The sequence below is a fragment of the Pseudomonadota bacterium genome, assembly GCA_039193195.1.
GTDB lineage: Bacteria > Pseudomonadota > Gammaproteobacteria > Steroidobacterales > JBCBZW01 > JBCBZW01.
Window position 1 is genome coordinate 1 of record JBCCWS010000036.1, and the last position, 16640, is coordinate 16640.

10 protein-coding genes are annotated in these 16640 nt (G+C 64.4%); 4 read left to right on the forward strand and 6 right to left on the reverse strand.

The window, feature by feature from the left end; translation table 11 throughout:
• Positions 1–366 precede the first annotated feature (366 nt).
• Positions 367–1167, reverse strand: a complete 801-nt coding sequence (locus AAGA68_20860) for a polysaccharide deacetylase family protein (protein ID MEM9387519.1) — start codon at positions 1165–1167, stop codon at positions 367–369.
• A 135-nt stretch (positions 1168–1302) separates the two neighbouring features.
• Entirely contained in the window at positions 1303–2121 is an 819-nt protein-coding gene (locus AAGA68_20865) for a VOC family protein (GenBank protein ID MEM9387520.1), read from the reverse strand.
• A 181-nt stretch (positions 2122–2302) separates the two neighbouring features.
• On the opposite strand from AAGA68_20865, the gene AAGA68_20870 reads away from it, so the two are divergent.
• Positions 2303–4711 carry a prolyl oligopeptidase family serine peptidase gene (locus tag AAGA68_20870; protein ID MEM9387521.1) on the forward strand — a complete coding sequence of 803 codons (2409 nt, stop codon included), beginning with the start codon at positions 2303–2305 and terminating at the stop codon, positions 4709–4711.
• Positions 4712–4739: 28 nt separating this feature from the next.
• Here AAGA68_20870 and AAGA68_20875 read toward each other — a convergent pair whose 3' ends face one another.
• Positions 4740–6782, reverse strand: a complete 2043-nt coding sequence (locus tag AAGA68_20875) for a hypothetical protein (protein ID MEM9387522.1) — start codon at positions 6780–6782, stop codon at positions 4740–4742.
• Between the two features lie 158 nt (positions 6783–6940).
• Between AAGA68_20875 and AAGA68_20880 the strand changes: the two genes are divergently transcribed.
• The 3 genes from AAGA68_20880 to AAGA68_20890 are packed head-to-tail and all read left to right on the forward strand — an operon-like array spanning position 6941 to position 11132.
• Entirely contained in the window at positions 6941–8275 is a 1335-nt protein-coding gene (locus AAGA68_20880) for a UDP-glucose/GDP-mannose dehydrogenase family protein (GenBank protein MEM9387523.1), read from the forward strand.
• A 59-nt stretch (positions 8276–8334) separates the two neighbouring features.
• Positions 8335–9768 carry a mannose-1-phosphate guanylyltransferase/mannose-6-phosphate isomerase gene (locus AAGA68_20885; protein MEM9387524.1) on the forward strand — a complete coding sequence of 478 codons (1434 nt, stop codon included), beginning with the start codon at positions 8335–8337 and terminating at the stop codon, positions 9766–9768.
• Positions 9769–9770: 2 nt separating this feature from the next.
• Entirely contained in the window at positions 9771–11132 is a 1362-nt protein-coding gene (locus AAGA68_20890; protein ID MEM9387525.1) for a phosphomannomutase, read from the forward strand.
• A 21-nt stretch (positions 11133–11153) separates the two neighbouring features.
• Here AAGA68_20890 and AAGA68_20895 read toward each other — a convergent pair whose 3' ends face one another.
• The 3 genes from AAGA68_20895 to tviB all read right to left on the reverse strand — a co-directional run bounded on the left by AAGA68_20895 (position 11154) and on the right by tviB (position 16542).
• Positions 11154–13979, reverse strand: a complete 2826-nt coding sequence (locus AAGA68_20895; protein MEM9387526.1) for an SLBB domain-containing protein — start codon at positions 13977–13979, stop codon at positions 11154–11156.
• 203 nt (positions 13980–14182) lie between these two features.
• Complete coding sequence (locus AAGA68_20900; GenBank protein MEM9387527.1) at positions 14183–15190, reverse strand: NAD-dependent epimerase; 1008 nt, start codon at positions 15188–15190, stop codon at positions 14183–14185.
• A gap of 41 nt (positions 15191–15231) precedes the next feature.
• Complete coding sequence (gene tviB, locus AAGA68_20905) at positions 15232–16542, reverse strand: Vi polysaccharide biosynthesis UDP-N-acetylglucosamine C-6 dehydrogenase TviB (protein ID MEM9387528.1); 1311 nt, start codon at positions 16540–16542, stop codon at positions 15232–15234.
• Positions 16543–16640 lie beyond the last annotated feature (98 nt).

A 16640-nucleotide genomic window follows, 5' to 3' on the forward strand; every position in this document is an offset into this window, starting at 1 on the left:
ACACTCGGAAAACGCCGGCCTCAACCCTGAGAACGCCTCACAGGCACTCGCTCAGCTGCGGTCAACGCCCTACGATCTCATCTCAGGGGCTCAACGCCACACCTCATGAATAAAGCAGGCTAGTGGGCCGCTTGGTAGATAAGGTAACGCTCAGTCTGCGTAGGGGCAGCGTCAGCAAGGCGCGTCGCGCAGCCAATGGCATCGCCATTGGCAAGCGATGCAACGCCGCGGACGCTGCCCCTGGGCAGACCCGAAGGCCGAGTAGCACGGGCGCCATCGCGGCGTTGGTCAAATGCAGCCGTAGCTCGGCTAGGGCTGCATTCGACCGCCTTGCCCTGGCGCCCGTGCTACTCGCTGAGCGTCACCTTAATCTACCAAGCGGCCCACTGGGTCGCGGGGCGGATCGATTGGAAGTGTGCACGTGGGGTCGGCGGCGAGCTCGCCCAGACTAACGACACGGTAGCCATCCTTTCGCAGCAAGGGGAGTACGCGACTGAGTGTCTCGGCGGCGCGCACGCCGCGCCCGTGGGCGTTGTGCAGAACGATGATCGACCCTGGGCGCACGGACCGACGTATATACCAAGCGTGAAAGCTCGTGGACGTGATGAAGGTGTCGTAGGGGAAGGTGTCAGCGAGGGCGATCTGGTAGCCCAGCTCGCCCGCCACCGCCAACATCTCGTCGTTGAAACGCGCGGACCCAGGGCGGAACCAGTGAATGTCCGCATAGGACGACAAGATAGCATGGGTACGTTCGATGCTGTCTCGAGCCTGCGCATCCTCTAGGCGAAAGGTGGGGGCTTCGACGTAGGTGTGATTGCCGATCTCGTGCCCCCGGGCCAAGATGGCCTCAACGAGTTCCCCATGCAGCTGCGCACGCTCACCAATCAGGAAGAAGGTGGCGTGGGAGTCGTTTGCGGCAAGGACCTCCAGCAGCCCCTCGGTACTCCCTACCACGGGGCCATCATCGAGCGTGAGTGCGATCACACGTTCATCGCAATGGGCACGGTAAAGCGCGGCGCCGCCGATAGCGGGCCCGGCCACCCGCACAACCGAAGCACATCCTACGACGGCGCCTGTGCTCACGAGCATCGCTAAGGTACCGATCAGCGTCCATAGGCGCCGCCGCAACCCTGAGCGCCGGCGCGCGCCGACAGCAGTCGCACTCAATGCGGGCACACCCCAGAAGGTGCGCCCGAAGAGCGAAGTTCGCACCGACCGCACAACACCGACGTCACGAAGCTCATCGCAAGGGGACGGATACGCGGCGGCAGCGGTGTGACATCAGGGGCTTCACAGCGTGCCTTAGACTCGCCGTGCTGCCCTGCGCTCGGCGTCCAGCTGCATCAGGTGGAAGTGGGCGCCGACGTTGTCCTGGCACACCACGATATGGCCGACGCCCTTCGCTTCAAACGGGCCGTACCTCACCTCGCCGCCCAAGGATTTCACCTTGGCCGCGGACTCCTCAGCGTTCGAGACCTCGAAATAGACCGACCAGTGAGCGGGCATATCCTCCCACTCATCGGTCATCTTGAGCATACCGGCGATATCCTCCGTGCCATCGTGGGCAACCAGGTAGGCGCTCGGTGTTACCGCACCTCGCCTGTGGGTGGTCCATCCGAACACCTCCGAGTAGAAGCGAGACGCCGCCTCCAGCCCGCGCGTGGCCAGCTCCGCCCAACACAGAGTGCCCGGTTCATCCACGCGCGTAGAACCGCAGTGCGAGCCACTCTGCCAAAGGGCGATTACCGCACCTTCCAGATCGGCGAAGTAGGCCAGGCGACCATGCTCTCCGACTTCGCTCGGCGGCACCACGACCGAGGCGCCCCGCGCCGTGACCTCCGCCACCACGCGATCGATGTCATCCACATGCACGTAGGCGTTCCAGCAAACGGGCGCACCCGCGGCGACCATTTCCTCCGGGAGCTCGCCGAGCCCGGCGACGACTTCGCCGTCGAGTTCGAACATGGCGTAGGGTCCGTGATCGCCCTCGGGCGGTGACGGCTGGTCGATGGCCTCCCAACCGAACAGGCCTGCATAGAAGGCCTTGGACGCCGCGTAGTCCGGCGAGGACAGGTCGACCCAGTTAAAATCGCCGAAGCGGCGTTGGCTGACTACGCTCATCGCGATCACGCTCCCAGTGGCCCGAGGCGGCGGCAGTACCGCATCGGTCGGCAGATACGGGAGCAGTATAGGCTGGATCCGCCTCGACACGAGCACTCGTGCCGTGCGTCGCTACGCTCGCCCTTATCGCGCTGCTCGCCGTGTATGCTTGCCGGCGAATCCATTGCTGGAGCCTGCCCTCGTGCCACTCACCACTCCCATTGCGCGCGCTTACCGCCTATCGCTGCTTACGGTACTTACCGCGATGGCGAACGCAGCCTCGAGCCAGCCCGCCGATCTCGCGCAAATCATGGCCGATCCAGATTGGATCGGGAGCCCGGTACAGGGGCTCTGGTGGCAGCTCGATGGCTCACGTGCGCTCTATCGCGTGAAGCGTTCGGGCTCCAGCGCCACCGATGTGATCGCCGTCGACCTCGCGAACGGCGAGTCACGCGTACTCGACTTCGCTGCACAGGCGAGCAGCGACGGCGCATCACCTGTCATCGACGCTCGGGGGCAACGGGCGCTTTTCACCCGCGAGGGCAGCCTCTGGCTGCGCGACTTGCGCAGCGGCGACCTGCGTCAGCTCTCAAGCGCCGATGTGCCGGTCTCCTCACCGCGTTTTGGGGCTGAACCGTCCACGGTGCACTTCCAACGCGGTGGTCGCTGGTGGCAGCAGGACTTGGACACCGGTGTGGCGCACGCCATAGCACAGCTGAAGTTTGAAGACCCACCTTACGAGGTCGAAGAAGGCAGCCTAGCGGCGGATCAGGTGCGCCTTTTCGTCGAGGTAGCCGACGCCGTCGAGGCGCAGCGCGCGGCACACGAGGAGGCGCAGACAGCGGCCGCACTCGACGCGGGTCGCCCCACAGCGCCGTGGTACCTCGGCACCGGTATGCGGCTCATCGCGTCCGCGCCGTCGGCGGACGGTCGCTGGCTACTGGCAGCGATCGGCCCCGCCAAGGAGGACGAAGGCAAGCAGGATCAAATGGCGAAGTTCGTCACCCGTTCCGGCTACGTGGAAGTGGAAGACGTGCGCCAGCTGGTCGGACGCAACGCACGTGCAGGCCAAAGCCTTTGGTTGCTCGACCTGCACACGCGCACCAAACACCCCATCGACCTAACGACCTTGAGCGGCACGGACGTCGACCCCCTCGCCAGTCTGAAAAGAGCCCAAGCCCTAACGCCACACGATGGTGACAACCCGCGCCCCGTTTACATCAGCGATCTGCAGTGGCACCGGACAGAAGCTGTTGTGGCAGTGCAGCTATTCGCCGTCGACAACAAGGACCGCTGGCTGATCACGGTGGACGCCCGCGGCGACGCCCCCGCAATGAGCGAGCGCCATCGCCTGCACGATCCAGCCTGGGTAAGCTACTCCTTCAACGAGTTCGGTTGGGTGCCGGCCAATTCCGCCGGCACCCTCTGGCTACTGTCCGAGGAGTCGGGCTACAGCCACCTCTACACGCTCGATCTAGAAGACGGCGCTCTTCGCCAAATCACCAATGGCACTTTTGAAGTCTCTCAGGTAACCCCGGAGGCCAGCGGCGACACCGTCCTCGCCGTTAGCAACCTCACCCACCCCACCGAGTACGATCTGTATCGTATCGACCTCGCGAGCGGAGAGCCTAGTCGACTCACGGAACTGCTGGGCGTGGAAGACTACGCTCGCCTACCCGGAGCGAGCGGTCACGTGCTCGTGCGCCACTCCGGCCCCTACCTGCCTGCCCAGGCATCCCTGGTCGATGGCAGCACGGGGCTCGTACGCCAGCTGACGGACACGCGCACGCCGGCCTATCGCGAGATCCTCTGGCAGCCACCCGCCTACGTCGCCGTCCCCTCGAGCCATGATGCTGGGGCGCCGGTCTGGTCGAAATTCTACCCCGCACGCGGCGAGGCGCGCGAAGGCGGTAAGCGCCCGGCAGTGCTGTTCGTGCACGGCGCCGGCTACACGCAAAACACGCACCACAAGTTTCCGTACTACTTTCGCGAGCAGATGTTCCACACGCTGCTCACCTCGCTCGGCTACCACGTCCTCGATATGGACTACCGTGCCAGCCGCGGGTACGGCCGTGATTGGCGCGCCGCCATCTACCGCCAGATGGGGACCCCGGAGCTCGAAGACTTAATCGACGGGGCCCAGTGGTTGATTCGAGAGCACGATGCGGACCCAGGCCGAATCGGTGTCTACGGCGGGTCCTACGGCGGCTTCATGACTTTCATGGCGATGTTCAACGCGCCGGAGGTGTTCGCCGCCGGGGCCGCGCTGCGCCCGGTGACCGACTGGGCCCACTACAACCACCCCTACACCAGCAACATCCTCAACACCCCGCAGGTCGACCCGGAGGCCTACCTGCGCAGTTCACCAATCGAGTTTGCCCACGGTCTACGCGGTGATCTGCTGATCAGCCACGGGATGCTGGATGACAACGTGTTCTACAAGGATTCCGTGCGCCTAGCCCAACGCCTGATCGACCTTGGCAAGACCGACTGGGAACTCGCCTCCTACCCCCTAGAGCCGCACGGCTATATCCACGCCTCGAGCTGGCTGGACCAGTACCGACGCATCCTTAAGCTCTTCGAAAGTTCGATCGGCAAGCCCGCACCGTAACCGAGTTGCGACGCGTCTCGCGCGCCCGCTAGTGCTCCTCGGCGGGTCGCGCTTTGGCGTCGTCCCGGGACGCGAGCACCGCTTCGGACAACCACCTCAGCCGTTCGCCGAGCAAGGCCCAAGCGTGCACCTGGGACGGCTCATCGAGGCGCGGCTCCAGCTGTTCGTGCAGGAGCGCGGCCGTGGCGACCTCAGTGCATTGCTCGGCCGTGAGACGCACCACCCGAAGTCGTCCGGCGCTGATCGCACGCTCCAGCATCGATGCGGCGACGGGCCAAGCGGGGTTCGGCACGTCCATTTCACCGGGCAAGCGCAGGCACACGGTGACGGTGCGCTCGCCGAGCAACGCGCGCCGCGCGAGCTGCCCCCAGCGCTGACGGGTGTCGGCGACCCCGACGGCAATGCCGTAGCGCATATCATCCCCCTGCCAGCACAGCTGAGTAAGGGGCGGATCCCCAGCGATCACATCGACTCCGTCGACTACCCGGTCGCCGAGCAGTCTCAACAGGGGGACCAAGGCGTCGTGCACTTGAACGGGCGTTGGCTCGGCAACCTCTTCCCGTGCGGCCTCCCACGCGGCGCTGAAGGAATCCACAGCCGCGGCGCCCTCGCTCAAGGGCGCCTGTCGGTCCGCCAGTGGCGCCACCGACATGCCCAACACTTCGCTTCGGTAGCGCTCAGCGCAGCTGGCGAGAAATCGACGAGCGCCCAGGGACGACGGACCGCTCCCATCGCTGGCGAGGTGAGATCGCAGCCACTCACCATCACCGACCATCGCCTGTGCTTCGACACGGGTGACGCCCGCTGCGCGCAAGCGCGCGTCGACCAGTCGCTGCGCATCGATCACTCCGAGTCCCTGCAGCGACACTGGGGATCGCCAACGCCGTTGCAAATCGCCGCTCCACTGGGCGACACATCGGGCGTGGGCCACCTGGTCCAAGGCGACCACGAGCACCGCGTGAGCAAGCGACGGGGCGATCGCTTCGAGCATTTGTGCCAGGGGATCCTGCTCGCGCGGCAGGGGGCGGCGTGAACGTCCGGTGGCGTCGTCACGACCACCCGCACTGACGCACTCGTGATGCTCCACGCAGAACACCAAGGGCACGTAGAAGGCCGCGAAGTGCGAGAGGTCGGCGATGCGCTCAAGGGCTTGCTGCCGTGCGATTTCGCCGTCGCCTTCGAGTACGAGGCGATCGCATTCATCAACGCCCATTTGGTCACACAGCTCGGTGGCCACAGGATGGCCCCCTATCCAGCGCCGACAGGCCGCTCTGAGCTCCAAATCATCGGCGAACAGGAGCGTGTGGAAGACGTTGAGCCACGTACTCAAGCGCGCCTCGGTTACCACGCCGCGAAGACGCAGCGCATCGGCGACCGCGTCGAGAAGCGCCGGCTTACCCAGGACGTGATCGAGCAGCGTCTGCCAGTGCGCGGAGCGCGTTAGGTCTGGCGGCAATCGCTGGGCCGCCTCGTGGAGGCGCTTGGAGGCAGGGGTACGCTCCCCAGCGCGTTCCGCGGAGGCGGCCAACAGCTCACGCACAGCCCCCGCCAAAACGCTGCGCGCGAGAGCCGTCCAGTGAGACTCGATCGCTAGCGTGGTCGCGCGATCGGCGGCCAAGGTGGTGGTGGCCGGCGCCAGCGCACCACCAGCCTCAGCGCGGTCCAGGGCCTGCACCAGCGCGCCGAGCGCACCTCGCTCCCAGTATGGGGTGCTTCCTGGCATCACGCCCGGTCCCACCGCGATCACCACCGCGTCGCCGTCCAAGCGTTGGGCAAGCGCGTTAAAAAAGTGGGTTTTGCCAAAACCCCGGCCCGGTGCGGTCACCACCCATGCTGGGCGGCCGGCACGCAACGGCTGGTAACGCGATTGAAACGCTTGGCGCATCCACTGCACATCACCTGTCAACCGCTCGATGAGTTCGCCGTTGGCCAACCGCTCGCCTGGACCCAGCTCCCCGACGCCAGGGGCTGGCGCATGCGCCTCGCGCACGCCGGGGGCGAGCACCTCCGCCGCTTCATCGAAGGGCGTAGGGGTGTCGACCGGCAGTTGCGGGCTTGGTTGAGTACTCATTCCGCACGATTGTAGCGAGCCGCCAACAGGTGAACCAACCGCGCTCGAGCCGGATTTACGCCGTGGGAACAGTGCACTCGCGCTTTATGGGGGCACAACGTTACACTCCGCGACTCCCTGTTCGCCCCATCGGGCTTGAGCGAAGGAACCTCCTACTGATGAATGTCACCATCTTCGGGTCTGGGTATGTGGGCCTGGTCACGGGCACGTGCTTCGCGGAGACCGGTAACCACGTCGTCTGCATGGACGTGGACGCGGCAAAGATCGAGGGCTTGAAGCGCGGCGAGCTGCCCATCTACGAGCCGGGCCTAGCCGACATGCTGGAGCGCAACGTCGCTGCCGGTCGCCTGGAGTTCACCACGGACGTGGCCGCAGCCGTGGCCCATGGCCTGTTCCAGGTGATCGCCGTGGGCACGCCGCAGGATGAGGACGGTTCCGCCGATCTGCAGTACGTGCTCAGCGTGGCCTCCAACATCGGTCGACACATGACCGCCTACCGCATTGTCATCGACAAGTCGACGGTGCCCGTGGGCACGGCTGATCGGGTGCACGAGACGATCGACGCGGAGCTGGCCCAACGAGACGCTGACGTCGCCTTCGACGTCGTCTCCAACCCTGAATTTCTCAAGGAAGGCGCGGCGATCAGCGACTTCATGAAGCCAGACCGGATCATCGTCGGCACGGACAACCCGCGTACGGGCGAGCTGCTCCGAGCCCTGTACGACCCCTTCACGCGCAATCGTGACCGCCTGCTCATGATGGATGTCCGCTCGGCGGAACTGACCAAGTACGCGGCGAACGCAATGCTCGCCACCAAGATCAGCTTCATGAACGAGATGGCCAATATCGCCGAGCGCTGCGGCGCGGATATCGAGCAAGTGCGCAAGGGCATCGGCTCCGATCCGCGCATCGGCTATCACTTCATCTACCCTGGCGCGGGCTATGGAGGATCCTGTTTCCCGAAAGATGTAGCCGCCATCATCCGCACGGCCCAAGACCTGGACTACCCGGCGCGCCTGCTCGAAGCGGTCGACGACGTTAACGACCGACAGAAGGAGCGGCTGTTCGAGAAGATCAGCGCGCAGTACGGGGGTGATTTGGCTGGCAAGACCTTCGCCCTGTGGGGCCTCGCCTTCAAGCCGAACACGGACGATATGCGCGAGGCACCGAGTCGCGTGCTGATGGAGGCCTTGTGGGCCGCCGGAGCCAGGGTCCGCGCCTACGATCCCGTCGCCCGTGAGGAAGCCGCTCGCCTATACCCAGAACAGGCCGGCCTCACCCTGTGCGAAAGCGCGATGGACGCGCTGGAAGGGGCTGACGCCCTGGTGATCATCACCGAGTGGAACGAGTTCCGCAGCCCGAACTTCGATCGCATCAAACAGGAGCTGTCCGAAGCGCTGATCTTCGACGGGCGCAACCTCTACGACCCTGCGCTCCTTGGAACGCTTGGCTTTAAGTATCACTCGGTAGGCCGAGAACCGATTCTCAACTAACAAAAAGGCAAGGCGGTGGCGATTTCCTGCCACCAAGCCGACCCCCGGGGTATCCGAAGATGACCATCACTCCTCTGGTGCTCTCAGGCGGCTCAGGCACGCGCCTGTGGCCGATGTCACGCGAGCTATATCCAAAGCAGCTGCTCCCCCTGGTATCGGAGCACACGATGCTGCAGGACACGATCCTGCGTCTGCACGGGCTCGCCGGACTAGAAGCGCCCATGGTGGTTTGCAACAACGCCCACCGTTTTCTCGTGGCGGAGCAACTGCGCCAGATCGACCACGCGGCACAGGCGATCCTGCTCGAGCCGGTCGGGCGCAACACGGCCCCAGCGGTGGCCGTGGCGGCTTACCACTGGTTGGCTCAACAGACCAACGACGAAGACACCACCCTGCTGGTCTTACCCGCCGATCACGTGATCCTCGATGCGGAGCGCTTCCGCGTGGCCGTGGAGCAGGCAGCGGTTGCCGCGAGCGAAGGTCACTTGGTGACCTTCGGCATTACCCCAATGCGCGCAGAGACGGGATACGGCTACATCCGCTCAGGCAACGCAGTCGCAGATCTCGGCGATCGCGTACGTCAGGTGGCCCAGTTCGTCGAGAAGCCGGATGAGTCCACCGCTAAGGGCTACGTGGCGAGCGGCGACTACCTCTGGAACAGCGGCATCTTCATGTTCTCCGCGCGCCGCTACCTCGAGGAGCTGGCGCGCTTTGCGCAACCGATCGCGAGCGCCTGTGAGCAAGCCTGCGCCAACGCCAGCGGCGACCTTGACTTCGTTCGTCTGCAAGAGGCTGCCTTCGAAGCCAGTCCGAGTGACTCGATCGACTACGCGGTAATGGAGAAGACAGACCACGCGGTGGTGGTCCCGATGGACGCGGGCTGGAGCGATGTCGGCACCTGGTCTTCGCTCTGTGACGCCAGCCAAGCCGATGAGCAGGGCAACGTCAGCACCGGCGACGTGCTGCTGGAGGACACGTCCGAATGCTACGTGCGCGCCTCGCACCGCTTGGTCGCCGCCGTTGGCGTTGAGAAGCACGTGATCGTGGAGACGTCGGACGCCGTGCTCGTGGTGCCCAAGGACAGGGCGCAAGACGTCAAGAAGCTGGTCAACGCACTCAAGGCGCGCCGGCGCGAAGAAGCGAGCTTGCACCGTGAAGTCTACCGCCCCTGGGGCTCCTACGACAGCGTGGACAACGGCACCCGCTTCCAGGTCAAGCGTATCACCGTAAAGCCAGGCGCCGAGCTGTCACTACAGATGCATCACCACCGCGCAGAGCACTGGATAGTGGTCAGCGGCACAGCGGAGGTGACCTGCGGCGACAAGGTCTTCCTGCTCACGGAAAACCAATCCACCTACATCCCGATCGGCACCCAACATCGCCTGGCAAATCCGGGCAAGCTGCCCCTGGAGCTGATCGAGGTGCAGTCCGGTAGCTACCTCGGAGAAGACGACATCGTGCGTTTCCAGGACAACTACGGACGGGCCCGATAGCCATGCACCGGCAGATCGACTGCTTCAAGGCCTACGACATCCGCGGTCAGGTCCCCGGCGCGCTGGATGAGGACATCGCCTGGCGCATCGGTCGGGCGTTCGCGGCCCACCTGAGCCCTCAGTCTGTGGTGATCGGTCGCGACATGCGCAGCTCCAGTGACGCCCTCTCGGACGCCCTCGCGCGCGGGCTCAACGAGGGCGGTGTGGCGGTTAGCGATATCGGCCTGTGCGGTACGGAGGAGATCTACTTCGCCTGCTTCAACGGTGGCTTCGACGGCGGCGTCATGGTCACCGCCAGCCACAACCCCCCAGACTACAACGGCATGAAGCTCGTGCGTGAGGGCGCCCGCCCACTCAGCCGAGACACGGGACTGGAGGATATCCGTCGCCTCGCAGAGGCCGGCGAGTTCCCAGCCGCCGCCAATACGCCAGGTACACGCAAGCCCTACGATTCCCGCGACGCCTACATCCAACACCTGCTCACCTACGTGAACCTCGAACGGCTGCCGCCCCTGAAGATCGTCGTCAACCCGGGCAACGGTACGGCAGGGGCTGTCCTCGACGCCCTCGAACCCCTGCTGCCGTTCGAGTTCATCAAGCTGCACTACGCGCCTGACGGGAGCTTTCCGAATGGCGTGCCCAACCCACTACTGCCGGACAACCGAGCACCCACCACCGAGGCAATCCTCGACGCGGGCGCTGACCTCGGTCTCGCCTGGGACGGCGATTTCGATCGCTGTTTTGCTTTCGACCACAAGGGCCGCTTCATCGAGGGGTACTACATCGTGGGCCTGCTGGCGAGCGCCTTCCTGGCCAAGGATTCCGGGGCCCGCATCGTGCACGATCCCCGACTTGTATGGAATACGGTGGATGTGGTGAACAGCGCCGGCGGCACGGCCGTGCAAACAAAGGCCGGTCACGCTTTCATCAAGGAACGTATGCGGAGCGAGGACGCGGTCTACGGCGGTGAAATGAGTGCCCACCATTACTTCCGCAACTTCGCCTACGCGGACAGCGGCATGATCCCGTGGCTGCTGATCGCTGAAATCATGGGGCACACGGGCCAACCCCTCGCCGCCTTGGTGGACGAACGGATCGCTAAATTCCCTGCTAGCGGCGAAATAAACCGCCGCGTCAGCGACGCCACCGCCGTCATCGCCGCCATCGGTGAGCGCTACCGCGATGCAGCCGTGAGCGAGGAATCCGTGGATGGGCTAAGCCTCGCCTTCGACGACTGGCGCTTCAACCTGCGTGCCAGCAACACGGAGCCGCTGTTGCGGCTCAACGTGGAGAGCCGCGGGAATGAAGATCTGATGCGCGCGAAGACTGCCGAACTCTTAGCCGCCATCGACGGTCACGGCTAGCGGGAGGGTAAATCGGTGGTTCTAGAAGACGCCCACTGCCCGTGCGGTGGCTGCGGAAAGGCCGAGTTGGTAAAGCACGCTGGAGATCGTGCTCCAAAGGGCTAGCGGTCGCATGCGATCGGCATCCAGCGGCACCACGATAGTATCGCCGTAGGAGATCGGAATCTGGTCCCCCCGGAACCAGCGCGAGTTCTTCGAGGTGACCACTTCGCCATTCGCTCGCACCACGTAGATTCGCTTGCGATCGGCCTGTTTGGTGGTATTGCCGGCCTTGTCCAGATACTCCTCGAGCACCTTCTGCGGATCGTACAGATGCGAACCAGGGAACTGCACCTGGCCGATGACGGTCACCTCCTGAGACAGCTCGGGCACCATCAGCTGGTCCCCGTCGCGAAGCACGAGATCGGCGGGCGACCCATGCCCCTCGCTGACCAGGCGCTCTAGGTCGATCACCAGGCGCCCGACCGCAGGGGTCTCGCGAATTTGCTCAAGCAACTCCTGACCTAGTCGCAGAGCTTCCCCAGCGTTCCCACCACCTGCCGGTGACTGAGCACCTTGCACCGCAGCCACTGCGAGATCCGACTCGAGGCGCCGGGCGAGTTGTTGCAAGCGTTCCTGCTCGCGCTGGCGTAGCCCGACCCGCGTGAACGTAGCGCCGGCGGCGAAGGCGTAGTCCGTGAGTCCACCGGCACGCTCGACGAGGTCGGCGAGAGTCTCTCCTCGTGCTACGGGGTAGGTACCTGGAAAGCGCACCTCACCGCTCAAGGTCACCTTATCGGCATTGGCGATCTCGGGCACCGTCTTGACTAGGAGATGGTCACGCGCCTGCAAAATCAGATCCGCCTGCTCATCGCCCGCCAGCACGCGATCGAGATCGACCGAGAGAAACTGCGTATCCGCATCCTGTCCCGGCACGATGATTCGACGCGTCAACACCGCGGCGCTGGTGAATGCGTTCTCGCCGAGGCCGCCCGCAGCGCGCAGCAAATCGCTGATGCGCATTCCGGGAACGATGGGGTAGCGCCCTGAGACGCGGACCTCACCGACCACCACCGCCACCGCCAACGGTGTACCGAACTGGCCCTGATCGTCCAGTGCCTTGAGCAAGGGCCCGATCACCCCGGATCGATCGCGGTTGAGCTGGAATACGGTGACGTGATCGCCAGGCCGCAGCAACGGATTCTCAGCGCTCCTGGGCGCCACCAGCGCCTGGCGCAGATCGGCGGTGGCTACCGAGAGCTGCCCCATTTCGTCCAGGCGACGGATCAAGATGTAGTTGGTATCCGCGAACTCGCGCAGGTCAGCTGCCGATGTGATCAAATCTGTTAGGCGCATGCCGTCACGCCACTGGAACTCGCGCGGCTCGCGCACGTGCCCTTGCAAGGAAACCACGCCGCGCGCAAGGCTCTGGGCCGGTATCACCCGCAGCACATCGCCGTTGCGCACGGTCAGACGTCGATCCGAATCGCGGCTCAGGTCGATGTCGATCACCGTACGTCCGCCGCTGGGCAGTATGCGCTCCAGACGCGCGTTGCCGAGCTGCGCCTCAGCGCTCGCTCCGCCCGCGAGCGCCAGCAACTGCTCGACGGTGGTCTCGCCACGCAGCTCGTAGCGTGCCGGACGATTGATCGCCCCCTCCACTCCTGCCACGGGGCCAATCGGTGGCACGAAGACCACGTCCCCGCTTCGCAGACGCTGGTTGTCCCGCGTATCGCCCCTGAGGAGCAGGTCGTAGAGGTCGAGCGTGGTGACCACGCGTCCATCGCGCTTGAGCTGCACGCGACGCAGGGAACCGTTGTCCTCTACGCCACCACTTAGGAGCAGTGCGTTGGCGATGGTCGTGAGGCTGTCGACGGTGATGACGCCGTGGCCTTTCACATCGCCAGTCACGAGTACCTGGATCGCCCGCAGGCGCTTGATGGTTACCGTGGTGTTGATGCCGATCATCTGCTCGGCGACCCGCGTGCGGATCTCATCACGCACATCGTCCAAGGGAAGCCCAGCCACGGTAACCGGCCCGATCTGCGGAAGCACGACTCGGCCCTCTCGATCGACGGTAAGCTCGAAGCTCTGGCTGTCCGCGCCGTAGAAGCTAACTAGCAACACATCGGAGGGCCCGACGACGTAGTTGCCCGGTACAGCCGTGGCAGCAGGGTCGAATAACAGCGTATCGGCCCGGGACAGGAAGTCGCTGCCGTAGAGCGCGAGCGCGTCCGTTCCCGTACGTTTCAACGGCAGAAGCTCAACGAAGACCACGAAGGCGTCTAAGCCCGGTTCAGCCTGGATCCGCATCGCCGCCTGCTTAGCCGTAAGTCCCGCCAACTCGATGTGGAACACGCGCTGCAGGTGGAGCACACCGTAGCGATCCAGCTCGTAGCGGCGCTGTCCGACGAGTTCCATCAGGAACCCCGGCAGCAAATCGACGTCCTCGTCCGTGTTGCCTGGGTCTATGGTTCGTGGGTCGACGGGCGCAAACCCGATCAGCAGCGTGGACTCCGGCTCGAGGGTATCTTCGGCAGCGGGCGTCAGCTCCTCTTGCGCTCGGGGCTCGCCAAGCAATGGGTTCGCTCCATCGAGGGCGTCGCTGGTGCTGCCAGCCTCCGACTCTAGGGCAACGCCCCCGGGGATGAGGGCGGCAAGATCCGCGGGCGATAAGCCTAGTGAGCGCATCAACCGCTCGCGCTCGGCGGGCGGCAGCTGCATTAGCCGTTGCACCTGCGCCTGCGAGACCGACTGAGCCACACTTGCCCAAGGGAGCAGAATCGAGAGCAGCAAGGTGGAGCCCGCCAACAGCAAGGAGGTAGCGCGGCGACGTGAGTTCGCTGATCCGGGGGTTGGCTCGAGCATTGCGCTAGTGTCGTTCCAAGGGCTCTAGAAACGTCGCGGCGAGGTCAACCTGTTCCTTGCGCCCCTAAGAGAGGGAACCGCATTACAGCGGGCACCTGCCGATAAACCCGGGGGATATTACGTAGCGATGCGCGGGGAAGCAACGACACCGCACGCGCAGGCTTGGGCGTAGTGGACAGTCTGCCGGCGCGTCCTGCCGCGTATTAGACGCCGTAGTAGGCGCGATACCACTCGATAAAACGGGCGACGCCCACTTCAACGGGCGTGGACGGTCGGTAGCCCACATCTGCTGCAAGGTCCTCGATGTCCGCTGAGGTCGACGGCACATCCCCCGGTTGCTTCGGCAGGAAGTTCTTCTGCGACTTACGCCCAATGCACTCCTCGATCACTTCGATGTAGCGCATCAACTCTACCGGCGAGTTGTTGCCGATGTTGTATAAGCGATAGGGCGCTGAGGACGTGCCAGGATCGGGCTCAGTCCCGCGCCACGCTTGATTCGGCGTCGCCACCCGGTCCATCACCCGAATCACTCCCTCCACGATGTCGTCGATGTAGGTGAAGTCGCGGCGGTGGTGGCCATGATTGAACACATCGATAGGCTGGCCGGCGAAGATGTTGCGAGTGAAAAGGAACAGGGCCATGTCGGGCCGTCCCCAGGGGCCGTACACGGTAAAGAAGCGCAGGCCGGAGACGGGCAGACCGTACAGATGGGCGTAGGTATGCGCCATCAGCTCGTTGGCCTTCTTTGTCGCCGCGTAGAGGGAGAGCGGGTGGTCCACGTTGTGATGGATCGAGAATGGCTGCGTCTCGTTGGCGCCGTATACGGAGCTGGAAGATGCGTAGACCAGGTGCTCTACCCCGTTGTGACGACAGCCTTCCAGGATGTTGGTGGTACCCACCACGTTGCTGTCGATGTAGGCATGGGGGTTTTCCAGTGAGTAGCGCACGCCTGCTTGCGCTGCTAGGTGGATAACGCGCTCGACGCCGGCGCTCGCGAACAGCTTGGCCATGCCGTCACGATCTTCGAGCGCCAAGCGTTCAAAGCGGAAGTTGCCGTGCTCGGTCAATTGAGCGAGGCGTGCCTTTTTCAAGCTTGGGTCGTAGTAGTCGTTGACATTATCAACGCCTACCACCTCGTCCCCGCGCTCGAGCAAGCGCTTGCTCGTGTGGAACCCGATGAAGCCTGCAGCTCCGGTTACCATGATCTTCATGCGCGTCCCTTCTCTCGTTCGGTTGTCACCTGGACGCGGGCTCAGAGCCGACCGTCCACCTGCTCGGCAGGCAAAGCGTATTTGATGTCGTAGAGCACGTGATTGGGCTTACCAAGGGCACGGATCGCCTCGATGCCCATCTCCTGGAATTGCCGATGGGCGACCGCCACTACGATGGCGTCGTAGGCTTGAGATTCCAGCGCTTTAACTGGGGTCAGGCCATACTCGTGTTCGACCTCGGCCGCATCCACCCACGGGTCATGCACGTCCACCGTCGCCCCGTAAGACTCCAGCTCGCGCATCACATCCACCACCCGCGTGTTGCGCACATCCGGGCAGTTCTCCTTGAAGGCGAGACCCATGATCAAGATACGCGAGCCGGTCACGTGCAGGCGCTTGCGCATCATCAGGCGAGTCAGCTCACCTGCAACGTACAGGCCCATGTTGTCATTGATCCGGCGCCCGGCGAGGATCATCTCGGGGTGGTAGCCGACTTCCTGACACTTATGCGTCAAGTAGTAGGGGTCGACGCCGATGCAGTGCCCGCCGACCAATCCAGGGCGGAAGGGGAGGAAGTTCCACTTAGTACCGGCCGCCTTGAGCACCTCCTCCGTATCGAGACCGAGGCGGTTGAAGATGAGCGCAAGCTCGTTGATCAGGGCAATGTTCACGTCTCGCTGGGTGTTCTCGATCACCTTCGCGGCCTCAGCCACGCGGATGCTGCTCGCCTGGTAGGTGCCCGCGTCGATGATCAACCCGTACAGCTGATCGACCAGGGAGGCCACCTCTTGCGTGGATCCAGCCGTGACCTTGACGATGTTGTTGATGCGGTGCTGGCGGTCCCCGGGATTAATGCGCTCTGGGCTGTAGCCTGCGTAGAAGTCGTGGTTGTAGCGCAGACCGGACATCTGCTCCAGCACCGGCACGCAGACCTCCTCGGTGGCCCCGGGATACACCGTGGACTCGTAGATCGCCACGTCGCCCCGGCTGAGCACCTTACCGATGGTCTGACTGGCGAGGATCAGCGGCGTTAGGTCCGGCCGCTTGTTGCCGTCGATCGGGGTCGGTACGGTGGCGATGAAGACGTTGCACGCGCGCAGCGCCTCGAGGTCTGCGCTGTAGCTGAGATGCTCCGCCTCGGCCAGCTCGTCCGCGTCCACCTCGAGCGTACGGTCGTGCCCGCCGCGCAGCTCGTCGACCCGCTGGGCATTGATATCGAAGCCGACCGTCGGCACCTGGCGTCCGAAGGCCACAGCGAGCGGCAGGCCCACGTAGCCCAGACCGATCACGGCGACCCGAAGATCCTTCAGTTGAGTTAGCGCGGCAGGTTCCTCAGCGCTAGCAGCTTCCACTTTCGACACCTCACGACGGTCGGGATGGTACAGGCGCCGGAATATACCGCACCCGAGCCGCAACGTCGGCGGCGATGCTCACAAAGGCCCGATTGGGC